Below are 26,128 nucleotides of genomic sequence, written 5' to 3'. Positions count from 1 at the left end.
GGGGGTGGGGGGGGGGGGGGGGGGGTGGGTGGTGGTGGGGTGGGTGGTGTGGGGTGGGTGGGGTGGGGGTTGGTGGGGTGTTCCGTTCGGCTTTTCGAGTGGCGGCACGACTTGCGGTGTGCTCGCTTCCACCACCCGGACGGTCTAAGCAGGTAGCGTGCCCGACCGTGACCCGGTTCCCTGAGCCGCCCCCTGCGCACGTGCGTGCGGCGTTCGGGGCACGTGACGCCGAACCCGAGCTCATCGACGGTGGCCCGGCGTGGCGCTGCGGCGACGCGACCATCAGGCCCGCCCCGAAGCCGGCCGAGGCCACCTGGATCGCGAAGACCCTCGACGGCCTCGACGTGCCGCACCTGCGCATCGGCCGCCCGCTGCGCTCGACCGACGGCCGCTACGTCGTCGGCGGCTGGTCGGCCACCAAGTTCCTCGCCGGGCGGGCGGAAGCGCGCCACGACGAGGTGATCTCCGTCTCCCAGCGCCTGCACCACGCCACGGCCGAGCTGCCGAAGCCCCGTTTCCTCGAGGCCCGCACGGACGTGTTCGCCGTCGCCGACCGCAAGACGTGGGGCGAGGAGGACGTGCCGCTCGAAGCGGACCTCGGCGGCCGGCTCTTCGAGCTGCTGAAGGAGTACCGCAAGCCGCTGCACCTCAAGCCGCAGGTCGTGCACGGCGACCTGTTCGGCAACGTGCTGTTCGCGGGCAACGCGCAGCCGGCCGTCATCGACTTCACCGCCTACTGGCGTCCCGCCGAGTGGGCGGCGGCCGTGATCGCGGTGGACGCGGTCGCCTGGGGCGGCGCGGACTCGGGCCTGTTCCACCGGTGGAGCCACCAGGCCGAGTGGGAGCAGTCGCTGCTGCGCGCGATGCTGTTCCGCCTGGCCGTCCACGCGCTGCACCCGTTGTCGACGCCGCAGTCCTTCGCGGGTTTGGAACGAGCTGCTCACCACGTGACCGCGATGCTCTGAGCGGCCCATTTTCCCGGCCCGAAACATTGGGGAGCCTCGGGTTAACGCGCGCTTCCTAGCGTCGGCTGTGTGACTCATTGCCCTTACTGCGCGCTGCAGTGCTCCATGAGCGTCATCGACGGCCAGGTGGCGCCCGGTCCCGGTGGGCTGTGCCAGAAGGGCTGGACGGCGGGGGAGCTGCTGCGCCACCCCGGCCGGCTGACGACACCGCTGCTGCACGGCGAGCCCGTGTCGTGGGACGAGGCGCTGGACTTCGTCGCCGCGCGCCTGCGGTCGTACGAGCCCGACGAGGTCGCGGTGTTCGGCGGGGGCGGGCTGACCAACGAGAAGGCCTACGCGCTGGGGAAGTTCGCGCGGGTGGCGTTGAAGACCTCGCAGATCGACTACAACGGCCGGTTCTGCATGTCGTCGGCCGCGGCGGCCGGGAACAGGGCGTTCGGGCTGGACCGCGGGCTGCCGTTCCCGCTGACCGACCTGCGGTCCGCGGACACCGTGCTGCTCGCGGGTTCGAACCCGGCCGAGACGATGCCGCCGTTCCTGCGGCACCTCGAAGGCCCGCGGCTGATCGTCATCGACCCGCGCCGCACACCCACCGCCGAGCGCGCGACGCTGCACCTGCAGCCCGCGCCGGGCACGGACTTGGCGCTGGCACTGGGGTTGCTGCACACCGCGGTCATCGAGGGCTTGATCGACAAGGAGTACGTCTCCGCGCGCACCACGGGTTTCGACGACGCGTGGCGGGTCGCGGCGCAGTGGTGGCCCGAGCACACCGAACGCGTCACCGGTGTCTCGGCGGCCGACCAGCGCGCCGCCGTGCGGATGCTGGCCGGGCGGTCGTACGTCCTCACCGGACGCGGGTCCGAGCAGCACGCGTCCGGCACCGACACGGTGTCCGCGTTCATCAACCTGGCGCTGGCGCTGGGACTTCCCGGCCGCGCCGGCTCCGGCTACGGGTGCCTGACCGGGCAGGGCAACGGCCAGGGCGGCCGCGAGCACGGGCAGAAGGCCGACCAGCTGCCCGGCTACCGCAAGATCGACGATCCCGTGGCGCGCAGGCACGTCATGGACGTCTGGGGCGTCTCCGAGCTGCCCGGTCCCGGCCGCAGCGCGTACGAGCTGCTGATGGCCGAGGACGTCCGGGCGATGCTCGTGTTCGGCAGCAACCCCGTGGTGTCCGCGCCGCGCGCGTCCGGGGTCGCCGACCGCTTCCGGGCCCTGGACCTGCTGGTGGTGGCGGACTTCGTGCTGTCGGAGACCGCGGCGATGGCCGACGTCGTGTTCCCGGTCACGCAGTGGGCCGAGGAGGACGGCACGATGACCAATCTCGAAGGCCGGATCATCCGGCGCCGCAAGGCCTTGGACCCACCGCCGGGCGTGCGCAGCGACCTGGAGCTGATGCACGGGCTCGCGACGCGGCTCGGTGTGCCCACCGGGTTTCCCGTGGTGCCGCAGGAGGTCTTCGAGGAGCTGCGCCGAGCGTCCGCCGGTGGACCCGCCGACTACTCCGGGATCACCTACGAGCGGCTGGAGTCCGAGCAGCTGCACTGGCCGGTGCCTTCGACCGGGCACCCCGGCACACCCAGGCTCTTCCTGGACCGGTTCGCGCACGCCGACGGCTTGGCGCGGTTCGTGCCGGTCGACCACCGCGGCCCGGCCGAGCCGCCCGACGACGAGTTCCCGTTGCAGGCCACCACCGGGAGAGTCCTGCAGCACTACCAGTCGGGGGCGCAGACGCGGCGGATCGGCGAACTGGTGAAGGCCGTTCCCGAGATGTACGTGGAGGTGCACCCGGGCACGGCGGCGCGAGCGGGCCTGGAAGCCGGTGGGCTCGCGCACGTCGTGTCGAGGAGGGGGACGGTGACGGCGGCCGTGCGGTGCGTGCCGGGCATGCGCGCCGACGCGGTGTTCCTGCCGTTCCACTTCCCCGGTGACGGGCGGGCGAACCTGCTCACCAACCCCGCGCTCGACCCCACGAGCCGGATGCCCGAGTTCAAGGTGTGCGCGGTGCGATTGGAGCGGGCATGAGGCGGATCGTGATCGTCGGCTACGGCATGGCGGGCGCGCGGCTGGCGGACGAGCTGCGCCGCCGCGATCCCGGGCTGTCCATCACCGTCGTGGGCGCGGAACCGCACGCGGCGTACAACCGGGTGCTGCTGTCGACGGTCGTGGCGGGAGCCATGACGCCGGAGTCGACGCGGCTGCACGACGAGACGTGGGCCGCTGACCACCGCGTCGACCTGCGGCTGGGCCGCACGGTCGAGGAGATCGACCGCGCGGCGCGGACCGTGCTGGTCTCCGGCGAGCGGATCCCGTACGACGCGCTCGTCCTCGCCACCGGCAGCACGCCGTGGGTCCCGCCCGCGGAAGGCCTGCTGGAGGACGGCAGGCTCGCCGCCGGCGTCGTCGCGTTCCGCACGCTCGACGACTGCGCCCTGATCGAGGCCAAGGCGCGCAAGGGCATGCCCGTCGTCGTCCTCGGCGGCGGTCTGCTCGGCATCGAGGCCGCGCGCGGCCTCGCCGGACGCGGGTGCCTCGTCACGGTCGTCCACCCGGTCGGCCACCTGATGGAACGCCAGCTCGACCCCGGCGCCGGCAGCGTGCTCGCCCGCACCCTCGGCGGGCTCGGCATCGAGTTCAGGCTCAACTCGCTGGCTGCCAAGTACCTGCCCGGCGACGGGCTGGTCCTCGACGACGGCACGCACGTCCCCGCCGACCTCGTCGTGGTGTCCGCCGGTGTGCGCGCCGAGACCTCGCTGGCGGTGCAGGCAGGACTGGTGGTCGACCGCGGCATCGTCGTCGACGACGCGTTGCGCACCAGCGATCCGCGCATCCACGCGATCGGCGACTGCGCGCAGCACCCCGGCACCGTGTCCGGCCTGGTGCAGCCGGCGTGGGACCAGGCCGCGGTGCTCGCCGACCGCCTGACCGGTGCGAACCCCGCCGCCCGGTACCTGGGCACGTCGGTCGTCACGCGGTTGAAGGCGCGCGACGTCGACCTCGCGGCGCTGGGCGACGTGCACACCGACGTCGACTGCCCCGACTCGGAAGTCCTGTGCTTCCAGGAACCCTCGCGCGGCCGGTACGCGAAGCTCGTGCTGCGCGACGACCGGGTGGCGGGCGCCATCGTGATCGGCGCGCCGGACGCGGCCGCCACGATCACCCAGCTCTACGACCGCGGCGTCCCCGCGCCGACCGACCGCCTCGCGCTGCTGCTCGGCCGTGCCCTGCCCGCGGAGGCCGCCTCACCCGCGGACCTGCCGTCCAGCGCGGTGATCTGCCGGTGCAACACCGTCTCCAAAGGACAGATCGTCGCGGCCTGGCGGGCGGGGGCGGAGTCGGTGCCGCAGCTCGCGGAGGCCACCCGCGCGACGACGGGCTGCGGTGGCTGCAAGGACGCGGTGTGCGGGCTGCTCGACTGGCTCGGGGCCTCACAGCCGCGGCCGGCGTGATGTGCGGCGGAGTTGCCGCCGCCGTCACAGACCAGACCCCCCTGGTAATGCCCGGTTCCTAGGTTGATGCGCAGTCGCCGACCCCGCGGAGGAAAGTTCATGAGCTGGATCGACCACTGGGAACCGGAGAAGCCCGAGTTCTGGGAGTCCACCGGCAAGCGGATCGCCCGCAAGAACCTGGCGCTCTCCATCTTCGCCGAGAACCTCGGGTTCAGCGTGTGGGTGCTGATGAGCATCGTGGTGGTGAGCCTCGGCTCCGTCGGCTTCGACTTCGGCGTGGGCCAGCAGTTCTGGCTGCTGATCGTGCCGAACCTGGTCGGTGCGCTGCTGCGGGTGCCCTACACCTTCGCCGTCCCGAGGTTCGGCGGCCGGTTGTGGACGACTATCAGCGCCGGGCTGCTGCTCATCCCGTGCACGATGCTCGCCTATGCGGTGGCGACGCCGGGCACGCCCTACTGGTTCTTCCTGCTCACCTCGGCCGCGATGGGCCTGGGCGGCGGCAACTTCTCGTCGTCGATGGCGAACATCTCGTTCTTCTACCCGGAAGGGAAGAAGGGCCTGGCCCTCGGCATGAACGCCGCCGGCGGCAACCTCGGCGTCGCGGTCACCCAGCTGATCGTGCCGTTCGTCATCACCCTCGGCACCGGGATCCACCTCGCGTACGCGGCGCTGATCTGGATGCCGTTCATCGTGCTCGCCACCGCGCTCGCCTGGTTCTTCATGGACAGCCTCACGCAGGCCAAACCGGACGGTCAGTCGTACCGGCTGGCGCTGGCCAACCGGCACACGTGGGTGATGTCGTTCCTCTACATCGGCACGTTCGGGTCGTTCATCGGCTACTCGTTCGCGTTCCCGTCGCTGATCAAGCTGAGCTTCGCCGACCACAGGGGCTGGGTGGCGCTCGCGTTCCTCGGCGCCCTGATCGGCTCGGTCGCCCGGCCGTTCGGCGGGTGGCTCGCGGACCGGGTCGGTGGCGCGAAGGTGACGCTCGGGACGTTCGTCGGGCTCGCGATCGGCACGATCGGTGTGATGGTCAGCGTCGACGCGCAGAGCTTCCCGCTGTTCTTCGGCTCGTTCATCGCGCTGTTCGTGCTGGCGGGCGTGGGCAACGGCTCCACCTACCGGATGATCCCGGCGATCTTCCGCACCCAGTCGGCCGACGACGGGTCCGCGAAGCGCCAGGCCGCCGCCGTGGTCGGCATCGCGGGCGCGATCGGCGCGGCGGGCGGCGTGCTCGTCAACCTGGTCTTCAAGTTCTCGCTCGAGGGCTCGAAGACCCTGACGCCCGCGCTGGTCGCGATCCTCGTCTTCTACGCGCTCTGCCTGGGCACCACGTGGTGGTTCTACCTGCGGCGCACCGTGTTCGCGGCGCGGCCCTCGCTCGCCTACGCGGGCGTTTAACAGCGCGGACACACAGCTGACCTGGCGACGACACACCGCCCGGTGACGATTCCGGGCGGAAGGAGGGGCTTCGATGACTCGCACGCTGGTCGTGATCGGCAACGGCATGGTCGGGCACCGGCTCGTCGAGATCCTGCGCGACTCCGCGTGGCGGATCGTCGTGTTCGGCGAGGAGTCCCGTCCCGCCTACGACCGGGTGGCGCTCTCGTCCTATGTGGACACCTGGAGCTCCGCCGGCCTCGAACTGGCGCCGCTGACCGGCTGCGAGCTCCGCCTCGGCGAGAAGGCCGTGTCGGTCGACCGCGACCGCCGGGTCGTCGTCGGCGCGTCCGGGACCGAGGTCGCCTACGACGCGCTGGTGCTGGCCACCGGGTCGGTGCCGTTCGTGCCGCCGGTGCCCGGCCGCGACCTGCCCGGCTGCCACGTCTACCGCACGATCGACGACCTGGACGACATCCGGGCGACCGTCGAGGCCGCCTCCCGTCCCGGCCGGAAGTCCGGCATGGTGCTCGGCGGCGGTCTGCTCGGCCTGGAGGCCGCCAACGCGTTGCGCGGCATGGGGGTCTCCCCGCACGTCGTCGAGCTGGCGCCGCGGCTGATGCCGATCCAGGTCGACGACGGCGGCGCCGGGCTGCTCAAGCGCCTCGTCGAGAAGCTCGACCTGACCGTGCACACCGGCACCTCCGCCTCCTCGATCGAACGCGACGGGTCGCGGTTGATCGCCAAGCTCGCGAGCGGGCTGGAGCTCGACCTCGACGTCGTGGTGTTCAGCGCGGGCATCCGGCCGCGAACCGACCTCGACCTCGGGCTGGAGCTGGGACCGCGCGGCGGCTACCTGGTCGACGCCGCCTGCCGGACCGCCGACCCGCACGTGTTCGCGATCGGCGAGTGCGCCGCCGTCGAAGGCGTGGCGTACGGGCTGGTCGCGCCCGGTTACGCGATGGCCGAGGTCGTCGCGGACCAGCTCGCCGGTGGCGCGCGGGTGTTCCCCGGTGCCGACGTGTCCACGAAGCTGAAGCTGCTCGGGGTGGACGTGGCGTCGTTCGGCGACGCGCACGCCGTCACCGAGGGCGCGCTGGAAGTCGTCGTGAACAACGCCGTGGCCGGCACCTACAGCAAGCTCGTGGTGTCGGACGACGCCCGCACGCTGCTCGGCGGGGTGCTGGTCGGTGACGCGTCGGCGTACCCGTCGCTGCGGCCGCTGGTGGGCAAGGAGGTCCCGGCGGCGCTGTTGCAGCCGGGCGGTGCCGTCGACGTCGAGATGCCCGCCGACGCGCAGGTCTGCTCGTGCCACGCGGTCACCAAGCAGACGATCACCGACGCGATCCGGTCCGGCGTCGCGTGCGACGTGGCCGAGCTGAAGGCGTGCACCAAGGCGGGCACCGGCTGCGGGTCGTGCGTGCCGATGCTGAAGAAGCTGCTCACCGAGTGCGGTGTCGAGCAGTCGAAGGCGTTGTGCGAGCACTTCACCCACTCGCGGGCCGAGCTGTTCGAGATCGTCCGCGCGACGCGGATCACGACGTTCAGCGCGTTGATCGGCAAGCACGGCACCGGCCGCGGCTGCGACATCTGCAAGCCCGCGGTGGCGTCGATCCTCGCGTCGCTGGGCAACGGGCACATCCTCGGCGAGACGCAGGTGTCGTTGCAGGACACCAACGACAGGTACCTGGCGAACCTGCAGCGCAACGGCACGTACTCGGTCGTGCCGCGCATCCCCGGCGGCGAGATCACGCCGGAGAAGCTGATCGTCATCGGCGAGGTGGCCCGCGACTACGGCCTCTACACGAAGATCACCGGCGGCCAGCGCATCGACATGTTCGGCGCCACCGTCGACCAGCTGCCGCTGATCTGGCGCCGGCTGGTCGACGCGGGCTTCGAGTCCGGGCACGCCTACGGCAAGTCGTTGCGCACGGTGAAGTCCTGCGTGGGCACGACCTGGTGCCGGTTCGGCGTGCAGGACTCGGTCGGCCTCGCCATCGAGCTGGAGCTGCGCTACCGGGGCCTGCGGTCGCCGCACAAGCTCAAGTCGGCCGTCTCCGGCTGCGCCCGCGAGTGCGCGGAGGCCCGCAGCAAGGACTTCGGCGTGATCGCCACCGAGAACGGCTGGAACCTCTACGTGGGCGGCAACGGCGGCTTCACCCCGCGCCACGCCGACCTGCTGGTGTCCGATGTGGACACCGAGGAGCTGGTCCGGATCATCGACCGGTTCCTGATGTTCTACATCCGCACGGCCGATCGGCTGCAGCGCACGTCGGTGTGGCTGGAAGGCCTCGACGGCGGCCTCGACCACCTGCGCGAGGTCGTGGTCGACGACAAGCTCGGCATCTGCGCCGAACTGGAGGCCGACATGGCCGCGCACGTCGCCGACTACGCCGACGAGTGGCGCGGCGTGCTGGAGGACCCGGAGAAGCTGGCGCGGTTCACGTCGTTCGTCAACGCGCCGGACGCCCCCGACCCCTCGATCTCGTTCCGCGCTGAACGTGGTCAGCGCGTCCCCGTCCCGCTGGGCATCCCGGAGGTCGTCAGGTGATCGTCTGTGACTTCGACGTGCTGCGGCCGGAGCAGGGTGTCGCCGCCCTGCTCCCCGACGGCTCGCAGGTGGCGGTGTTCCTGACCGCCGACGGCGCGCTGCACGCCCTCGACAACATCGACCCGTTCAGCGGCGCGGCGGTGCTGTCGCGCGGCATCGTCGGCGACCGCGGCGGCGTGCCGGTGGTGGTGTCCCCGGTCTACAAGCAGGCGTTCGAGCTGGCGACCGGCAAGTGCCTGGACGAACCGTCGGTGTCCGTGGCGGTGCACCGGGTGCGTGTGCGCGACGGCGTCGTGGAGCTGACATGACGGCACCGCTGGCGGGCTTCACCATCGGCGTCACCGCGGCCCGCCGCGCCGACGAGCTCATCGCGCTGCTCGAACGCAAGGGGGCGGCCGTCCTGCACGGCCCGGCCCTGCGCATCGTGCCGCTGCCCGACGACGCCTCCCTGCACGAGGCGACCCTGGCACTGGTCGCGGCCCCGGTCGACGTCGTGGTCGCCACCACGGCGATCGGCTTCCGCGGCTGGTTCGAGGCGGCTGAGGGCTGGGGACTGGCGAGCCGCCTGCACCGCGCCCTGTCGTCCGCCGTCGTGCTGCCCCGCGGCCCGAAGGCCAAGGGCGCGGTCCGCGCGGCCGGCCTGGTGGAGACGTGGTCGCCGTCGTCGGAGTCGAACGCCGAACTGCTGCAGTACCTGCTGCGCATGGGCGTCTCGGGCAAGCGGGTGGCCGTGCAGCTGCACGGGGAACCGTTGCCGGACTTCGTGAACACCCTCGCCGCCGCCGGCGCCGACGTGGTGGAGATCCCGGTCTACCGCTGGGAGCCGCCCGCCGACGTCCGCCCGCTGGAGTCGCTGCTCGACTCGGTGCTCGCGGGCCAGGTCGACGCCCTGACGTTCACCAGCGCCCCCGCCGCCGCGTCGGTGCTGCGCACGGCCGGGCCGCGCAAACCGGCGTTGGTGGAAGCGCTGCGGCGCAACGTCCTCGTCGTCGGAGTCGGCGCGATCACCGCCGGGCCGCTGGTGGCCGCGGGCATCCCGGTCGTGCAGCCAGTGCGGTCCCGGATCGGGTCGATGGTGCGGGAACTGGCCGTCGAGCTGCCGGCCAGGGCCACCCGGCTGCGGATCGCGTCGCGGGAGATGGAGATGCGGGCGTCCGCCGTGGTGATCGACGGGGAGCTGCGGCCCGTCGCTCCGGCACCGATGGCCGTGCTGCGGACTCTCGTCGCCGCGCGGGGGCGGGTGGTGTCGCGGCAGGAGTTGCTGGCGGCCCTGCCCTCCGGCGGGGAGGAGCACGCCGTGGAGACCGCCATCGGGCGGCTGCGGACCGCCCTGGGGTCACCGCAGATGGTGTGCACCGTGGTCAAACGCGGTTACCGGCTGGCCATGGAGCCCGCGTGAAGCTGGTGCTGGCTTTTCACGGGACCCGTTCGGCCCGCGGGGCCGAGGTGTGCGCCTCGATCGCCGCTCTGGTGGCCGAGGAGGTGGACGTTCCGGTCGTCGTCGCCTATGCGGACGTCCTGCAGCCCGACGTCCGGTCCGTTGTGGACGGTCCCTGTGTCGTGGTGCCGGTCTTCCTGGCTGCCGGGTACCACGTCCGCGTCGACATCCCCGAGCAGATCGGCGGACGGGCCGGGGTCGTGGTCACTCCGCCTCTCGGGGTGGACGCGGTGCCTGCCGTGCGGGACCGGGTGGCGGAGGCCGGGTACTCGGACGGGGACGTCCTGGTGCTCGCCGCGGCCGGGTCCTCGGACGCCCGTGCGGTGGCCGATGTCCGGCGGGCCGCTGCCGCTCTGGGGGCCGCCGGGGTGGGGTTCGTGACCGCTTCGCCCTCCGTCGCCGAGGTCGTCGCCGCCGTCGCCGGGCGGTTTCCCGGGCGGCGGGTCGTCGTCGGGGCCTGGTTGCTGGCTCCCGGGGTCTTCCACTCGTCGCTGGGGGAGTGCGGGGCTGATCTCGTCGCCGAACCCGTGGGGGCTCATCCGCTGGTGGCGGAGGTTTTGGTCCGGCGGTACGTCGAGGCTCGGGTGGCGTCGAAGTCGGCTTGAGCCGCGCGCCCAGCGGCTCACCAGAGGCCCGGCGGCTCCTCCGGTGCCGGCCGGCGCGCGTCCTCCCAGCGGTACTCGCGCAGGTCCACCTTGCCGTCCAGGTTCGGCACACCCTCCTCGTGCAGGAGCTGCAGCTGCGTGTCGCGCAGGTGCGGGGCGCAGGTGCCGTCGGCCTTCAGGACCCGGTGCCAGGGCAGGTCGTGGCCGTCCTCGTTCAGGATTCGGCCCACCAGGCGGGGGGACGGGGCCTTCGTGAGATCAGCGATGTCGCCGTAGGTGGCGACCCGGCCGCGGGGGATGGCCCTGATGCGGTCGCGGACCCGCTCGTGGATCTCTTCGTCCATCCGGCGAGTCTAGCTAGATCGTCTTCGGCCCCGCGGGGGCGCGGGACTCGGCGGGCGGGACCCCGCCCGGGGTCGGCGGGGGCCGGTTCTGAGCCAGCGCAGGAGCGGGACCAGCCATCGTCTGGGCATGCGCTTCAGTCCGTTCACGGCGGCGCGTGGGAAGCGAGGACTGACCACACTAGGAGCCGTTCGGGTGCGGACGACAGGGACTGAACGGGTGGTTCGCGGTCACTCCGACGGCCCAGCGCCAGGACGAGCGAATCATGACCATGTTCTTGTACGCTGGCGTCAGTCGTATGGACTGAAACCACACTGTAGTGTCGGAGGATCACACGGTTGGCTCAATGGACGCCGACTGCTGGTGGGTAAACTGCCGGACACTCTTCAACCCATGCAGGGCAACGGGAATGACGAATCTGAGCCGAAAACCCGATGCCGCTCCACCGCAGGGCACCGCCGCCGTCCGTGCGCGGGAAGCCTTGGCGCGCAAGTGGAGCTACCTGCTCAGCAGCGTCGTGGTGGTCGCGTTGAGCAGAGACGAGCTGAACGCCGAACTGGGCGATCAGCTCGACGCGTTGTGCGCGGCGCTGCACGGCGAGCCGTTCGACCCTGCCCCGTTCGAGGAGGTGGGCGAGCGCCTCGTCGCTCTCGGCTACGTCAACGAACCGGGGCTCAGGCGGACCGTCGACGTGCTGGGCAAGGGACTGCTCGCGCTCGAGGAGTTCCGCGGCACCGAGCAGCTCGCGGTGCGGCTCGTCAGCGGCATCGGCGCGCTCACGTGCGGCTTCAGCGCGGCGCGCGGGCGCGCGATCCTGGACCAGCAGGAGAGCATCCAGCAGTCGCTGCTCAAGGCCACCCGCGACGCGCAGCGCGACCAGCGGCAGAGCGAGGCCAAGTTCGAGGGCGTCGCGATCTCGTCGACGAACGGCATCCTGATCGTCGGCCTCGACGGCAGGGTGGTGTGGGCGAACGACGCCGTCGTCGAGATCCTGGGCCGCCGTCCCGAACCGGGCACGCGGATCATGGAGCTCGTCGCGCCCCACTCGATCGTCGTCTTCCGCGAGATGATGGAGAAGGTCCTCGCCGAACGCGGCGACTTCGAGCGGGAGCCGATGCAGCTGCTGCGCGGCGAGGACGACCTGGCCAAGGTCACGCTGACGGTGTCACTGCTGCGCGACGGCGAAGGCAAACCGAGCCACGTGCTGGCCGTCGCCGACGACGACACGGAACTGGCGCTGCTGCAAGGAGAACTGCGCCGGCAGTCGCTGCACGACGTGCTGACGGGCCTGCCCAACAGGCAGTTCTTCACCACGCACCTCGAGACGGTGCTGCGCCGCGCCGACCCCCGGTTCGGCGTCACGGTGTTCCAGCTCGACCTCGACGCGTTCGGCCTGGTGTGCAACAGCCTCGGTGGCCGCGTGGGCGAGAAGCTGCTGCAGCACGTGGGACGCAGGCTGCGGGCCGTGCTGTCGCGCGAGCAGGCGATGGTCGCGCGGTTCGACGGCGACGAGTTCGGCATCGTCGTCGAGAACTCCGCCACCACACCGGGCATCGCGAAGATCATGGCCTCCATCAACGCCGACCTGGCCGAACCGGTCTTCGTCGACGACCACGGCCTCGCCGTCTCGGTGAGCGCCGGCGTGGTCGACCGGCCGTCGCCCGACGTCGAGCCGACCGAGCTGCTGCGCATGGCCGACCTCGCGTTGCGGCAGGCCAAGAAGGACCAGCGCGGGCAGTGGCAGCTGTTCCGCGGCGGCGAGAGCACGGCCGACCGGCGCGACGGCGCACTGGCCGTCGTCATGCCGGGCGCGTGGGAGCAGGGCGACATCGGCGTGACCTACCAACCGGTCCGCGTGCTCGCGACCGGGGAGCTGGCGGGCGTCGAGGCGTTGCTGCACTGGGACCTGTCGGACCGGTGCGCCGACCTCGCCGACGCGACGGGCCTGATCCTGCCGATGGGCGAGTGGCTCATCCGGATCGCCGCGGGCCAGGCGCAGTGGTGGCGTCAGCGGGGCGAGCTCGACGCGCAGTTCGGCGTCCGCCTCACCCGCCACCAGTCCACCGACGCCGACCTGGTGTCCCGGGTGGCGAAGGTGCTCGGCGAAACCGGGATGCCGCCGGAGAAGCTGACGCTGAGCATGCCCGTCGGCGTGCTGGGCGTGGCCGGCGCGGCGGAGAACCTGGGCGCGCTGGCGGAGCGGGGAGTCCGGATCGCGCTCGACGACTTCGGGCTCGGCCCCCGCGACCTCGGGTGGCTCACCGAGCTGCCCGTCGTGTCCGTGCTCGTGCCGAAGGACCTGGTGCGGCGCAGGGACATGCGGTCCACGGCGCTCGTCCCGGCCGTGCACGACCTGGGCGTGCACCTGTGCGTCGACGGCGTCGAGAACGGCGACCAGGCGCAGTGGTGGGCCGAGGCGGGCGCCGACCTCGCGATCGGCGCCCACTTCGGTTCGCCCGAGAACGCGGGCGACGTGCTGAAGACCCTGCGCTAGAGCGTCCGCTGCCACGCGACGACGGCCGTGTGGTAGCGGTCGGCCGTCTTGGTGTCGAAGTTGAACACGTGCCCGTACCCGCTGACCACGAACCCGTCCAGGCGCGGCGCCCGCAGGTAGAACGGCTTCTCCGACGCGACCAGCGCCTGGGCCGACGAGCAGTCGGCGCCGAGCGGCGGGGTGCCGCAGAAGTAGTCGTCCGAGGTCTGCACGGTCATGACCGGCACGGTGATCGCGTTGCTCGCCGGCAGCACGAGGGTGGACATCAGCGCGGTGGTGACGAACTCGCTCGCCGACACGACGTCCTTCGTGGACTCGTCGAGGGCGACCACGCTCGCGATGTTCGGGCCCGGCGCGTGGAACATGGTGTAGCGGGTGCCCGGCGCCGTCGTCAGGTAGCCGACGTCGAGGCCGCGCACGCTCAGCTTCGGGTCGAGCAGGGCGGGGATCAGGTTGGTCAGCGCGGGCACGGCGCGCACGTAGTCCCACTGGTGCGTCATGCCGGTGACCAGCACGCCGTCGACGTCGCGGTAGGTGCCCGCCTCCACCATGGCGATGGCGGAGCCGATGGAGTGCCCGCCCACCAACACCTTGGCGAACCGGGACCGCAGGTTCTGGACGACCTGGTGCACGGCCTCGGCCTGGCTGGGGACGTCGACGAGGATGCTGAGCGGCTTGCTGCTCCTGCCGGAACCGATCCGGTCGACGGTCATGGTGGCGACGCCCGCCTTGTTCATGGCGCGCGTGACGGACCGGGTCTCGCCGTCGACGGGGATGTCCCAGTAGCCGCTGGTGTACGTGCCACCGGGGACGAGCACCTGGACGGTCCTCGCTCCCTGCGGGACGCACAGCCTGCCGTACATCGTCTGCCGGACCAGTCCGAACTGGACGGGGGTGAACACGTCCTCGCAGGTCGTCGCGGCGTTCGCGGTGGACGGCACCGGGATGAGGGCGGCGAGCAGCACGGCGGCGCAGAGCCGACGGAAACGCATGGTGGAACGAACCTCCAACTAGCGGGGGACGACCTTCATCATGAGGTCGTGGGGGTAGGCCGCATTGGTGAACTTCGTGCGGACGGGCCGGTCGGGGACCAGCCGGTGGCGCTGCAGGACCGTCGCCGCCACGACGGCGATCTCGGTCAGCGCGAAGTGGTTGCCGATGCACTGGTGGATGCCGCCGCCGAACGGCACGAACGCGCCCTTGGGCAGCCGCTTGGCGCGTTCGGGCGTCCACCGGTCCGGGTCGAAGCGCTCGGGGTCCGGGAAGTGCTCGGGATCGTGGTGCAGGGTGTGCGGGCTGAGGAGCACCTCGGTGCCCGCCGGTAATCGGGCGCCGCCGAGCTCGACCTCCTCGGCGGTGCGGCGCATGACGAGCCACAGCGGGTACTTCCGCAGCACCTCGGTCGCCACCCTGCCCAGGTAGGCGAGCTTCGGCACGTCGGCGACCGTCACCTCGCGCCCGTCCAGGACCTCGTCGACCTCCGCCAGCACCCGCCGTTCGACCTCGGGGTCGGCGGCGATCTCGTGGAAGATCCAGGCCAGTGCCAGCGCGGTGGTCTCGATCCCCGCGGTGAGCAGCGTGATGACCTCGTCGAAGACCTCGTCCTCGGTCATCGGCTCACCGGTCTCGGGGTCCCTGGCCGACAGCAACGTCGACAGCAGGTCGCCGTGGTCGGTGTCGTCGTCGCGCCGGCTGGCGACGACCTCCAGCACGATGGCCCGCATCCGGGCGACGGCCTCGTCGAACTCGCGGTTGGCCGGGATCGGCAGCTTCTCGACGAACCCCGGCGACAGCGCCCGCACGATCCCGTTCCGGATGATCACGAACACGGACCGGCGCGCCTCGGCGATCGCCCGCTGCCCGATCTCGGTGGAGAACAACGCCTCCCCGACGATCGTGACGGCGAGGCCCTGCATGTCGACCTCCAGCGGCCGGACCTCGCCCGGCCGCCAGCCCGCCACCAGGTCCTGCGTCGCCCGGAGCATGACCTCCGCGTACCCGGCGATGCGGTCGCGGTGGAACGCCGGCTGCACCATGCGGCGCTGGCGCAGGTGGAACGCCCCGTTCGACACCGCGAGCCCGTTGCCCACGAACGGCCGGAACTTGTCGTACATCCGGCCTTTGTGGAACTTCGGCGCGTCGGTGACCAGCACCTGGTGCATCAATCGGGGACTGGTGACGAAGAAAGCGCGCAACGGCCCGAGGTCGACTTCGACGAGCTCGCCCTGCCGACGCAGATTCGCGGTGAACTCGAATTTTTTCCTGAGCATTGGCAACGAATGCCCGAGAAATGGCAACCTGCCGGGTGCCACCGGGACGGACATCGTCGCTCCTCGTCACGGGGAAAGAGGGGGACAACCATATGAGTCGTTCGGTCGAGGGTAACAGTGCCCGATCGGGTGGCGTCTGTTCACACTGGTGGCCTAATCATGTGCGCTTTGTGCATGACTAAGCTGGTGCGTCCGCAATCCGAAGGGGTGGTCGTCGTGACCGGTGCGAAGAACTGGATCCCCGAGGGCGTGGACGTTTCGGTGCCCAGTCCGGCGCGGGTCTACGACTACCTGCTCGGCGGCGCCCACAACTTCGCGGTCGACCGCCTGATGGGGGACAGGGCCGAGCAGCTGATGCCCCACGCGCGCAGCGCGGCCAGGGTCAACCGGGCCTTCCTGCGGCGCGCCGTCCGGTTCATGGTCGACCGGGGCGTGCGCCAGTTCCTCGACATCGGGTCCGGCATCCCGACCGTCTCGAACGTGCACGACGTCGCGCAGGACGTCGCTCCCGACAGCCGGGTCGTCTACGTCGACCGCGACCCCGTCGCCGTGGCGCACGGCGAGCTCATCGTCGCCGGCAACGACCGCGTCGGCGTGCTGCAGGCCGACATGCGCGACCCGGAGAGCATCCTGTCGAGCAGCGAGGTGACCAGGCTGATCGACTTCGGCCAGCCGGTCGGTGTGCTGCTGCTGTTCATGCTGCACTGGGTGCCGGACGCGGACGACCCCGAGGGCCTGGTGAGGCGCTACCGCGAGGCGTTGCCGAGCGGGAGCTGCCTCGCGATCTCGCACATCTGCAGCGAGCACGACAACCCGGAGGTCAGAGCCGTCACCGACCGGCTGAACAAGGTCGGCGGCGGTGAGGTGATCGAGCGCGGGCACCGGGAGATCGCCGGTTTCTTCGGTGATTTCGAGCTGGTCGAGCCCGGACTCGTCAAATACGCCGAATGGCGGCCCGCCGGTCCGAGCGACTTCTCCGACGATCCCGAGGTGAACAGGGTCGCTTTCGCCGGCGTGGGCATCAAGCCATAGAGAATTTCGATCGAGTGATGCCGATTCACGCTACCGGTTGAGGTGGGGCTCACGGTGCGTGGGTAAACTTCTGGGACCTCAGAGTCAATGCGAGGCGCACTCGAATGTCCAACCCGAGTCGAATACCCGACGTCCCGCCCTCGCCGCAGGACAATGCCGCGGCGCGCCGCACTCTCGCACGCAAATGGTCGTACCTGCTGCTCGGTGCCGTGGCCGTTCCGATGGGCCGTGAAGACCTCGACCGGGAACTGGGCGATCGGCTGGACGCGTTGTGCGCGGTGCTGCACGACGAGGAGTTCGACGCGCTCGCCGTCGAGGGGATCGGCGCCGCACTCGCGGGTCTGGGACACCTCGGCCGGCTCGGGATGCGCTGCACCGCCGACGTGCTCGGCAGGGGACTGCCCGCGCTGCCGGAGTTCCAGCCCGTCGAGCGGTACGCGGAACGGATCGCACGCGCCCTCGGCGCCCTCGGCACCGGGTTCACCACGGCCAACACCGAGTCCGTCCTCTCGCAGCAGGAGAGCATGCAGCGGTCGCTGCTCAAGGCCGTGCGCGACGCCAACTGGAACCTCAAGGAGAGCGAGGCCCGCTACAACGAGGTCGTCACCTCCTCCAGCAACGGCGTGCTGATCGTCGACCTCGAAGGCACTCTGCTCAGGGCGAACGAGGCCATCGGCGAGATCCTCGGCTGCACGGCGGAACAGCTCACCGGCCGGGCACTGCTCGACCTCGTCGCGCCCGGTTCCGCCGAGATGCTGCGGGAGGCGCTGGACGACCTGGTCGCCGGCACCACCCAGCGGGTGCGGCAGGCGCAGCGGATGCTGCGCGCCGACGGCGAACCGGCGCGGCTCACGCTGACGGCGTCGCTGCTGCGCGGCGCGGACGACGAGCGCAGCCACTTCGTCGTGGTCGTCGAGGACGGCACCGAGCTGGAGCTGCTGCAGAACGAGCTGCAGCGCCAGTCGCTGCACGACGTGCTCACCGGGCTGCCGAACCGCCAGTTCTTCACCACCCAGCTGGAGACCGCGCTGCGCAAGGCGGACCCGGAGCACGGCATCACCGTCCTGCACCTCGACGTCGACGCGTTCGGCATGCTGAGCAACACCTTCGGCGCGCGGATCGCCGAGCGGCTGCTGCAGCACGTCGCGCAGCGGCTGCGGGTGCTGCTGGCCGGGGAGAAGGGCATGATCGCCCGGTTCGACGGCGACGAGTTCGGCGTCCTCATCGAGAACACCGCCGCCACGCCCACCATCGGCGCCATCGTGAAGAGCATCAACGACGACCTGCTCGAACCGGCCTACGTGGACGGTCACGGGCTCGCGGTGTCGATGAGCGCGGGCGTGGTGCACCGGCCGGAGCAGGACGCGGAACCCGTCGACCTGCTGCGCGCGGCCGACACGGCGCTGCGCAGGGCCAAGGTCCGCAGGCGCGGCCAGTGGGAGGTCTTCCACCCCGGCCAGGACGCCGCGGACCGGCGCGAGGACCTGCTCGCCGTGACGATGCCGCAGGCGTGGGAGAACGGTGAGGTCACCGCGCGATACCGGCCGATCGTGCGGCTGGCCGACGGCGAGGTGAGCGGCGTGGAGGCGTTGCTGCACTGGGACCGGCCCGGGTTCGGCGTGCTCGGCCACGACCGGTGCGCGGGCCTCGCGGAGTCGACGGGACTGGTGCTGCCGCTGGGCGAGTGGCTGCTCGAGGTCGCGGGCGGCCAGTCGTCGTGGTGGCGCCGGCGCGGCCGGTTCGAGAGGTCGCTGGTCGCGCGCCTCACCCCGCACCAGGCCACCGACGCCGACCTCGTGTCGCGCGTGGTGCGGGTGCTGGAGAAGTCCGGTCTCGACGCCCGCGGGCTCGCGCTCAGCATGCCCGCCGAGGTGGTGCCGCTGGCCGACGCCGCGGACAACCTGTCGACGCTCGCGGGCATGGGTGTCCACATGGGACTCGACAACTTCGGGCTGGGGCCGCTCGACCCGGCCGCGGTGGCGGAGCTGCCGGTGAGGTCGGTGCGGGTGGCGCCGCCGCTGGTCGAGCGCCGGTCCCCGTACGTGACGGCGTTGCTGCCGTTGATGCGCGAGGCGGGCGTGACGGTCGCGGTCGACGGCATCTCGAGCGAGGAGCACGCCCGGTGGTGGTGCGCCGCGGGAGCGGACTTCGGCACCGGGTCGTACTTCGGCGAGCCCGCGACGCCGGGGGAGTTCCTGGAGGGCGTGTCCGGCCGCTAGTTCGTAGTGACGCAGCTCACAATCGGACTCGAACGGACTGTTCGGCACCCCTTTCGCCCCAGTGTGGACCGCTGCTCCGTCCGGCGGACGTCGCTGATCTTGTCGGTGCAGCGTGGTGAAATCGGGACGTGGCACTTCCACCCCAGCTGGTCCGCAGGAAACCGGAGACGCGCCCGCGTCCCCGGTGGGACCCGGCTGCCCAGAGCGTCTTCGCGCACGAGGGATTCCTGCGGGTGCTGGGCGGCCCCGGCACCGGCAAGACGACACTGCTCGCCGAACTGGCCGCGCACGTCGTGCTGGAGCAGGGCGCCGACCCGGAGAGCGTGCTGGTCCTGACGGCCAACAGGCGTGCGTCCGCGGCGTTGCGCGCACACATCACGAGGCTGCTCACCGGCCACCTGCCCGCGATCCGCGAGCCGCTGGTGCGCACGGTCCACTCGTACGCGTTCGCGGTGCTGCGCAACCAGGCCGTGCTGCTGGGCGAGCCGCCGCCGCGGCTGCTGTCCGGGCCGGACCAGGACGCGATGGTGCGCGAACTGCTCGCCGGCGACGTCGAGTCCGGCGCCCTGAAGTGGCCCGAGCGGCTGCGGCCCGCGCTCGAGCTGCCGGGGTTCGCGCACGAGCTGCGCGACCTGCTGCTGCGGGCCGCCGAACGCGGCCTGGGGCCGGAGGACCTGATCGAGCTCGGCGAGCAGCACGGCCGCGACGAGTGGGTGGCGGCCGGCCGGTTCGGGGCGCAGTACGAAGCCGTGAACCTGTTGTCCGGCATGGACTCCGCCACGGCGTACGCCCCCGCCTACGACGCGGCCGAACTGGTGTCGTCGGCGTACGCGGCGTTCGTCAACGACGAGGAGCTGCTGTTCGGCGAACGGCGTCGCGTCCGGCACCTGTTCGTCGACGACGCCCAGCACCTTGATCCGATGCAGTACTCGCTGATCAGCTCGCTCGGGTCGGCGGCGGGCCGGTTCGTGCTGGCGGGCGACCCGGACCAGGCGATCTTCACGTTCCGCGGCGCCGACCCGGAGATCCTGCGCGACGTCGCGGGCGAGACCGTCGTGCTGCGGCAGTCCCACCGGATGCTGCCGGAGATCCGGGACGCGGTCGCGCGGCTGGCCTCCCGCCTGCCGGGAGCCTCGCCCGCCCGCGCGGTCGAGCCGGTCGAGGGCGAAGGGTCCGTGCAGGTGCGGCTGCTCGCGTCGTCCGCGCAGGAGGCCACGTGGGTGGCCGACCAGCTGCGCCGCTCGCACCTGGCCGACGAGGTGCCGTGGTCGCAGATGGCCGTCGTGGTGCGGTCGGCCACGCTGTCCCTGCCGGTGCTGCAACGAGCCCTGCTCGCCGCCGGGGTGCCGGTCGCGGTGGCGTCGGACGAGTTGCCGTTGGCGCAGCAGCCTTCCGTGCGTCCCCTGCTCGCCCTGGTGCGCGCCGCCGCGGCACCGGGGTCGCTGGACGAGGACACGGCGGCGATGCTGCTGTCGTCGTCCTTCGGCGGCGCGGACCCGCTGGCGCTGCGGCGGCTGCGGCGCGGCCTGCGGCGGCTGGAGATGGCCGCGGGCGGCGACCGGCCGAGCGGGGAGCTGCTCGTCGAGGTCGTCGAGACCGCGGACCGGCTGGCGGCGCTCGAGGACGCGGAGTCGTTGCCCGCCCGGCGGATCGCGCACCTGCTGTCGCTGGCGCGCAAGGCGATCGCCGACGGCAAGTCCGTCGAGGTCGTGCTGTGGGACCTGTGGACGGCCACCGGGCTGCAGGACAGGTGGGTGGCGCAGTCGTCGCGGCGCGGGATGCCCGGCATGCAGGCGGACCGCGACCTCGACGCGATCGTGGCGCTGTTCGAGGCGGCGGCGAAGTACGTCGACCGGTTGCCGGGCTCCGGGGTGGCCGGGTTCGCGGACTACCTGGAGTCGCAGCGGATCGTGGGCGACACGCTCGCCGCGTCGGCCCCCGTCGGCGAGGCGGTCTCGGTGCTCACCGCCCACTCGGCGGCCGGGCGCGAGTGGGAGGTCGTCGCCGTACCGGGCGTGCAGGAGGGCAGCTGGCCCGACCTGCGGCTGCGCGGCACCGTCCTCGGCGTCGAACGCATGGTGGACGTGCTGGCGGGCCTGGAACCGTCGGTGTCCGCCGTGGCGCCGATCCTGGCCGAGGAACGCCGCCTGCTGCTCGTCGCCGCCTCACGCGCGCGGTCGAAGCTGCTGATCAGCGCGGTCCGCGGGGAGGACGAGCAACCGTCGCGGTTCCTCGACGAGATCGAGTCGTCCGCCGAGGACGAGCGCAAGCTGCACCGCCCGCAACGCGGTCTGGTGCTGGGCGAGCTCGTCGGCGAGCTGCGCCGGGTGGTGTGCTCGGACTCCGAGGACCCCGTCCGCCGCTCCCGCGCCGCCGCCCAGCTGGCCCGGCTGGCCGAAGCCGGCGTGCCCGGCGCGCACCCGGAGTCCTGGTACGGCCTGGCGGACGTGTCGATCGACGCTCCACTGTGGACGGAAGAGCAGAAGGTCAGCGTGACGCCGTCGACGATCGAGGTGATCACCAAGTGCCCGCTGCGCTGGGTCGTCGAGCGGCACGGCGGCCAGGACCCGGCCGAGCTCGCGTCGGTCACCGGCACGCTCGTCCACGCACTGGCCCAGGCGGCCGCGTCGGGCGCGGACTCGGCCCAGCTGCGGGCGAAGCTCGACGAGGCGTGGGCAGCCGTCGACGCGGGCGCACCGTGGTTCTCCCGCCGCGAGCGGCTGCGCGTGGAGAAGATGCTCGACACGTTCCTCGCCTGGCTCACCCTGAGCCGCGGCCAGCTCACCCAGGTCGCGGTCGAGGAGGAGATGGTCGTCGACGTCCCCAAGCGCGACGGCGGCCCGTGGCTCCAGGTCCGCGGCCGGGTCGACCGCCTCGAACACGACGAGGACGGCCGCCCCGTCGTGATCGACCTCAAGACCGGCAAGAGCCCCGTCTCCCGCGAGGCGTCCCAGGAACACCCGCAGCTGGCCGTCTACCAGCTCGCGTCGTCCCTGGGCGGCTTCACGCACATCGGGCTGGGAACAGAGCCGGGAGGAGCCCGGTTGCTCTACGTCGCCAAGGAGGACAAGAAGACAGGAGCCGTCGAACGCACCCAGGCACCGCTGGACGAACAAGGCGTCCGCGCCTGGCTGGAAGTCGTCCAGGGAGCCGCCGAGTCGGTCCTCGGGCCGGGCTACACGGCGCGGGAGAACGCCGACTGCGACCGCTGCCCGGCGCGCACGACCTGCCCGGTCCACCCCTCCGGGCGGCAGGTGAGCGAATAGGTGGTCGCTGACCTGCACGTTCCGTGCGGGCAACCGGTCGGCGGACACACCAGCCCGGGTGCTGCGGGCGCACGAAGTGCGGATAGGAAGATGTACAGGTGACCGTCAGCCCGTTCGAGATCGCTGAGGCGCTCGGGCTGAACAAACCCACCCCCGAGCAGGCCGAGGTGATCGCCGCACCCGCCCAGCCCGCGCTGGTCGTGGCGGGAGCGGGCGCGGGCAAGACCGAGACCATGGCCGCCCGCGTCGTGTGGCTGGTCGCCAACGGCCTCGTGCAACCCGACCGCGTGCTCGGCCTCACGTTCACCCGCAAAGCCGCCCGGCAGCTCGCCGACCGCGTGCGGGCCCGCCTGCGCAGGCTCGCGGGATCGCCGCTGCTGGACGAGCTCGACCCGAGCGGCGAACGCAAGATGTCGGTGCTGACCGGCGAACCCGTGGTCCTCACCTACCACGCGTACGCGGGCCGCCTGGTCACCGAACACGGCCTGCGCCTGCCCGTCGAACCCGGCGTGCGGCTGCTGACCGAGACGGCGTCGTGGCAGCTCGCCCACCGCGTCGTGGCCACCTGGGCCCGCGACCTCGACACCGACAAGGTGCCGGCGACCATCACCGGCTACCTGCTGTCGCTCGCCGGCGAACTGGGCGAGCACCTGGTCACGCCGGACCAGCTGGAGGCGCACGCCCTCGAGTTCTGCGCACTCGTCGAGAACGCCCCCAAAGCGCCCCGGCAGCGCGACGCGTTGCCGGAGAAGCTCCGCGACATCGTTGCCGCACAACGACTGCGGGTCGCACTGCTGCCGTTGCTCGACGCCTACCAGCAGCGCAAGCGCAAGGAGGCCGCACTCGACTTCGCCGACCAGATGTCCCTGGCGGCACAGCTCGCCGCGTTCCCGGAGGTGTCGGACGGCGAACGCGAGCGGTACGGCGCCGTCCTCCTCGACGAGTACCAGGACACCGGCCACGCCCAGCGCGTGCTGCTGCGCTCGCTCTTCGGCCTCGGCGAGGCGATGCCCGTCACGTCGGTCGGCGACCCCGCCCAGGCCATCTACGGCTGGCGCGGCGCATCGGCCGCGAACCTGCCGCGCTTCGCCGACGACTTCCCGCCCACCCTCAAGTTCGGGCTCCTGACCAGCTTCCGCAACCCGCCCGAGGTCCTGGAACTCGCCAACGCCGTCTCGCTGCCGCTGCGCGAAGCCGGCCTCGACGTCGAAGAACTGCGCGCCCGCCCCGGAGCAGGACCGGGCGACGTGCGCCTCGCGCTGCACGAGGACATCCGCCAGGAACTCGACTGGCTGGCGGACAACGTCGCGGCGCAGTGGGAAGCCCACCTCGACGCCGAAGGCGCGCCCCCGACCGCCGCCGTGCTGGTGCGCCGCCGCTCGGACATGGCCGCCATCGCCGCCGCACTGCGCGAACGCGGACTCCCCGTCGAGGTCGTCGGCCTCGGCGGCCTGCTCGACGAACCCGAGGTCCGCGACCTGGTGTCGGCGCTGCGCGTCCTCGTCGACCCCCTCGCGGGCACCGCCGCCGCACGCCTGCTGACCGGCTCGCGCTGGCGACTCGCCGCCGTCGACCTCGCCGCCCTGTGGTCCCGCGCCCGCGAACTCGCCGGCGTCGCACCGCGACAGTCCGTCGTGGACGACCCGCTCCTCGTCCTCGCCGACGCCCTGCCCGGCGAACACGCCGAACAGGCGGGCCTCGCCGACGCCGTGGACGACCCCGGCGACCCCGACGCCTACTCCACCGACGGCTACCGCCGCATCCGGCGCCTGGGCGGCGAACTGGCGGCGCTGCGCCGCAGGCTCGACCAGCCGCTGCCCGAACTCGTCGCCGACGTCGAACGCACCCTGCTGCTCGACATCGAGTCGATGTCCCGCCCCGGCATGGTCGGCCGCGCCCACCTCGACGCGTTCTCCGACGTCGTCATGGACTTCGCCGCCGCCTCGCCGTCCGCGACCCTGCCGTCGCTGCTCGACTACCTCTACACCGCCGAACACGCCGAGGACGGCCTCGAACCCGGCGAGGTCGAAGTCGCCGAAGACCGCGTGCAGATCCTCACCGTGCACTCGGCCAAGGGCCTGGAGTGGCACATCGTCGCGCTGCCGCACCTGGTGCGCGACGTGTTCCCGGGCCGCAAGAAGTCGTCGTGCTGGCTCAAGTCCGTGACCGAACTCCCCGCACCCCTGCGCGGCGACTCGGCCGACCTGCCGGACCTGAAGCTGTCCGCCGGCTACAACCGCAAGGAGGTCGACGAGGCCCTCACCCTCCACGCCGAGGAGTTCGAGGACCGCCGCCTGGTCGAGGAGCGGCGCCTCTTCTACGTCGGCGTCACCAGGGCCGAACACAGCCTGCTGATGTCGGGCCACTGGTGGGGCGAGGCGGGCGAGAAGCCGAAGGGCCCGTCGGTCTTCCTGCGCGAGATGCACGAGGTCCTGCAACGAGACCCCGCCCCGGGCGACATCTCGGCCTGGGCCCCCGAACCGGAACCGGACACCCCCAACCCGCTGGCCGAGGACGTGAAATCCCGCCTCTGGCCCGCGGACCCGCTGGGCAAACGCCGCGACGCCGTGGTCGAAGGCGCCGAACTGGTGCTCGCTGCCCTCGACACGCTGCGCAACACCCCACCGGAACCACTGCCGCTGATCTTCGACACCCCCGAACCCGCCGCGGCGGAGGACGACGACGACTACCCGCCACCGCAGGACGAGCCCCCGGACGACGACTTCCCGCCGGAGCCGGAACCCCTGCCCGACGACGTCGTCCCGGACGACCCGGAGATGCCGGAGGACGACGACCCGGAGGGCTGGGCGAAGGACGTCGACGTCCTGCTCGCCGAACGGGCGGCGTCCCAGAACCGCCGCGAACAGGTCCTGCTGCCGGACCACCTGTCCGTCTCCCAGCTGGTCGAACTGGCGAAGGACCCGGACCACCTGGCCCGCCGCCTGCGCCGCCCACTCCCGTTCCCCCCGAACCCGCTGGCCCGCCGGGGCACGGCGTTCCACACGTGGCTGGAAAACCGCTTCGGCGCCACCCGCCTGCTGGACCTGGACGAACTCCCAGGCGCAGGCGACGCCGACGCGGCCCCGGACGCCGACCTGGACCGCCTGAAGGAGTCGTTCCTGACGAGCACCTGGGCCAACCGCACCCCGCACGACGTGGAGGTGCCGTTCGAGGCGGAGTTCGACGGCATCTCCGTCCGGGGCCGCATGGACGCCGTCTACCGGGACCCCGACGGCTGGACGGTGGTGGACTGGAAGACGGGCGCGGTCCCGGACTCCGCGGCCCTCCCGGCGCTGTCGGTGCAGCTGGCCGCCTACCGCCTGGCCTGGGCGGCCCTGACGGGCGAGCCACTGGACCGCGTCCGCGCCGCGTTCCACTACGTCCGGCACGACCACACGGTGCGTCCGGCGGACCTGCTCGACGAGCAGGGCCTGAGGGACCTGATCAGGTCGGTGGAGTCATGATCGCGAGTTGTCCACAGGCTGCTGCTTCCTGACCTGCGGGTTTCCGGTTGTGGGTAGCCTGTGGACAGCCGGGAACCCACAACGGTTTTCGATCGTTGCGTGACAAGGAAGAGCGCGGGGGCAGCAGCGGGCTCCCGGCGCGGACGACCGCCTCGAGGTGCGGACCGCGTCGAGCTGCGGACCATGCGCCGCACCGGGTGGGTAGTCGGCCTTCGGCGCTCAGACGCCGCCAGAGCCTCCGGACGGTGCCGGACAGGGTGAGACTGCGGCTGTCGCCACTTCGGACTGCGGCTGTCGGCGCCGCAGGAGGACCAAGACGTTGCTGGAGCGGGCTGCCACCGCTGGAGGGCCCGTCACCGCAGGAGAAACAGGCTGCCCCGCAGCCAGGCGGAGGCCTCGCGAACAGCACGGCAGGGGCGGCGCGGCCGGTCGGGCACGGCAGGGGCGCGGCAGCGGGCTGGGGTAGCGCGGCGGTGAGGCGGCGCGGCAGTGGCCTGGGGCGGCGGTGAGGCGGCGCGGCAGTGGCCTGGGGCGGCGGTGAGGTGGCGCGGCGGTGGAGCGGCGCGGCAGCGGGCTGGGGTAGCGCGGCGGTGAGGTGACGCGGCCGTGGCCTGGCGCGGCGGTGGCCTAGGACGGCGGTGGAGTGACGCGGC

16 protein-coding genes are annotated in these 26,128 nt (G+C 72.2%); 13 read left to right on the top strand and 3 right to left on the bottom strand.

Annotation, left to right across the window (positions count from 1 at the left end):
* Positions 1 to 167: 167 nt before the first annotated feature.
* The 8 genes from ACFWGZ_RS05940 (at position 168) to ACFWGZ_RS05905 (ending at position 10,388) form a co-directional block, all read left to right on the top strand.
* Positions 168 to 965, top strand: coding sequence for a TIGR02569 family protein (locus tag ACFWGZ_RS05940; protein ID WP_382450334.1), 798 nt, complete (start codon positions 168 to 170; stop codon positions 963 to 965).
* A 105-nt stretch (positions 966 to 1,070) separates the two neighbouring features.
* On the top strand, positions 1,071 to 2,990 hold the full coding sequence (locus ACFWGZ_RS05935; RefSeq protein ID WP_382450333.1) for a molybdopterin oxidoreductase family protein: 1,920 nt from the start codon (positions 1,071 to 1,073) through the stop codon (positions 2,988 to 2,990).
* Positions 2,987 to 4,414: an FAD-dependent oxidoreductase gene (locus tag ACFWGZ_RS05930; RefSeq protein ID WP_382450332.1), complete on the top strand. Its 1,428-nt coding sequence runs from the start codon at positions 2,987 to 2,989 to the stop codon at positions 4,412 to 4,414. Before ACFWGZ_RS05935 ends, ACFWGZ_RS05930 begins: the two co-directional genes overlap by 4 nt.
* Positions 4,415 to 4,513: 99 nt before the next feature.
* Positions 4,514 to 5,815: an MFS transporter gene (locus ACFWGZ_RS05925; RefSeq protein ID WP_382450331.1), complete on the top strand. Its 1,302-nt coding sequence runs from the start codon at positions 4,514 to 4,516 to the stop codon at positions 5,813 to 5,815.
* 73 nt (positions 5,816 to 5,888) lie between these two features.
* The gene (gene nirB / locus ACFWGZ_RS05920) at positions 5,889 to 8,345 is read left to right on the top strand and encodes a nitrite reductase large subunit NirB (protein ID WP_382450330.1); all 2,457 of its coding nucleotides are present in this window, start codon (positions 5,889 to 5,891) and stop codon (positions 8,343 to 8,345) included.
* Positions 8,342 to 8,653 (top strand): nitrite reductase small subunit NirD, encoded by a 312-nt coding sequence (gene nirD, locus ACFWGZ_RS05915; RefSeq protein ID WP_382450329.1) that lies wholly within the window; start codon positions 8,342 to 8,344, stop codon positions 8,651 to 8,653. Before nirB ends, nirD begins: the two co-directional genes overlap by 4 nt.
* Entirely contained in the window at positions 8,650 to 9,744 is a 1,095-nt protein-coding gene (locus ACFWGZ_RS05910) for a uroporphyrinogen-III synthase (protein ID WP_382450328.1), read from the top strand. The genes nirD and ACFWGZ_RS05910 overlap by 4 nt, the downstream gene beginning before the upstream one ends.
* Positions 9,741 to 10,388, top strand: a complete 648-nt coding sequence (locus ACFWGZ_RS05905) for a sirohydrochlorin chelatase (RefSeq protein ID WP_382450327.1) — start codon at positions 9,741 to 9,743, stop codon at positions 10,386 to 10,388. The genes ACFWGZ_RS05910 and ACFWGZ_RS05905 overlap by 4 nt, the downstream gene beginning before the upstream one ends.
* Positions 10,389 to 10,405: 17 nt before the next feature.
* On the opposite strand, the gene ACFWGZ_RS05900 is transcribed toward ACFWGZ_RS05905, so the two are convergent.
* Complete coding sequence (locus ACFWGZ_RS05900; protein WP_382450326.1) at positions 10,406 to 10,732, bottom strand: MGMT family protein; 327 nt, start codon at positions 10,730 to 10,732, stop codon at positions 10,406 to 10,408.
* A gap of 407 nt (positions 10,733 to 11,139) precedes the next feature.
* Here ACFWGZ_RS05900 and ACFWGZ_RS05895 point away from each other — a divergent pair, with 407 nt between their 5' ends.
* On the top strand, positions 11,140 to 13,224 hold the full coding sequence (locus tag ACFWGZ_RS05895) for a putative bifunctional diguanylate cyclase/phosphodiesterase (protein ID WP_382450325.1): 2,085 nt from the start codon (positions 11,140 to 11,142) through the stop codon (positions 13,222 to 13,224).
* On the opposite strand, the gene ACFWGZ_RS05890 is transcribed toward ACFWGZ_RS05895, so the two are convergent.
* Positions 13,221 to 14,216 carry an alpha/beta hydrolase gene (locus ACFWGZ_RS05890; RefSeq protein WP_382450324.1) on the bottom strand — a complete coding sequence of 332 codons (996 nt, stop codon included), beginning with the start codon at positions 14,214 to 14,216 and terminating at the stop codon, positions 13,221 to 13,223. The genes ACFWGZ_RS05895 and ACFWGZ_RS05890 overlap by 4 nt on opposite strands.
* Before the next feature lie 18 nt (positions 14,217 to 14,234).
* On the bottom strand, positions 14,235 to 15,548 hold the full coding sequence (locus tag ACFWGZ_RS05885) for a cytochrome P450 (RefSeq protein WP_382450323.1): 1,314 nt from the start codon (positions 15,546 to 15,548) through the stop codon (positions 14,235 to 14,237).
* 120 nt (positions 15,549 to 15,668) lie between these two features.
* On the opposite strand from ACFWGZ_RS05885, the gene ACFWGZ_RS05880 reads away from it, so the two are divergent.
* The 4 genes from ACFWGZ_RS05880 to ACFWGZ_RS05865 all read left to right on the top strand — a co-directional run bounded on the left by ACFWGZ_RS05880 (position 15,669) and on the right by ACFWGZ_RS05865 (position 25,475).
* The gene (locus ACFWGZ_RS05880; RefSeq protein ID WP_382450322.1) at positions 15,669 to 16,526 is read left to right on the top strand and encodes an SAM-dependent methyltransferase; all 858 of its coding nucleotides are present in this window, start codon (positions 15,669 to 15,671) and stop codon (positions 16,524 to 16,526) included.
* Between the two features lie 104 nt (positions 16,527 to 16,630).
* Complete coding sequence (locus ACFWGZ_RS05875; RefSeq protein WP_382450321.1) at positions 16,631 to 18,745, top strand: putative bifunctional diguanylate cyclase/phosphodiesterase; 2,115 nt, start codon at positions 16,631 to 16,633, stop codon at positions 18,743 to 18,745.
* Positions 18,746 to 18,873: 128 nt separating this feature from the next.
* The gene (locus tag ACFWGZ_RS05870; protein WP_382450320.1) at positions 18,874 to 22,011 is read left to right on the top strand and encodes an ATP-dependent helicase; all 3,138 of its coding nucleotides are present in this window, start codon (positions 18,874 to 18,876) and stop codon (positions 22,009 to 22,011) included.
* Positions 22,012 to 22,109: 98 nt separating this feature from the next.
* Positions 22,110 to 25,475: an ATP-dependent helicase gene (locus ACFWGZ_RS05865; protein WP_382450319.1), complete on the top strand. Its 3,366-nt coding sequence runs from the start codon at positions 22,110 to 22,112 to the stop codon at positions 25,473 to 25,475.
* Positions 25,476 to 26,128 lie beyond the last annotated feature (653 nt).

This window comes from Lentzea sp. NPDC060358, assembly GCF_042725365.1.
Taxonomy (GTDB): Bacteria; Actinomycetota; Actinomycetes; order Mycobacteriales; family Pseudonocardiaceae; genus Lentzea.
Note: the sequence above shows the minus strand (reverse complement) of the source record. Positions and strands in the feature narration are given on the sequence as shown.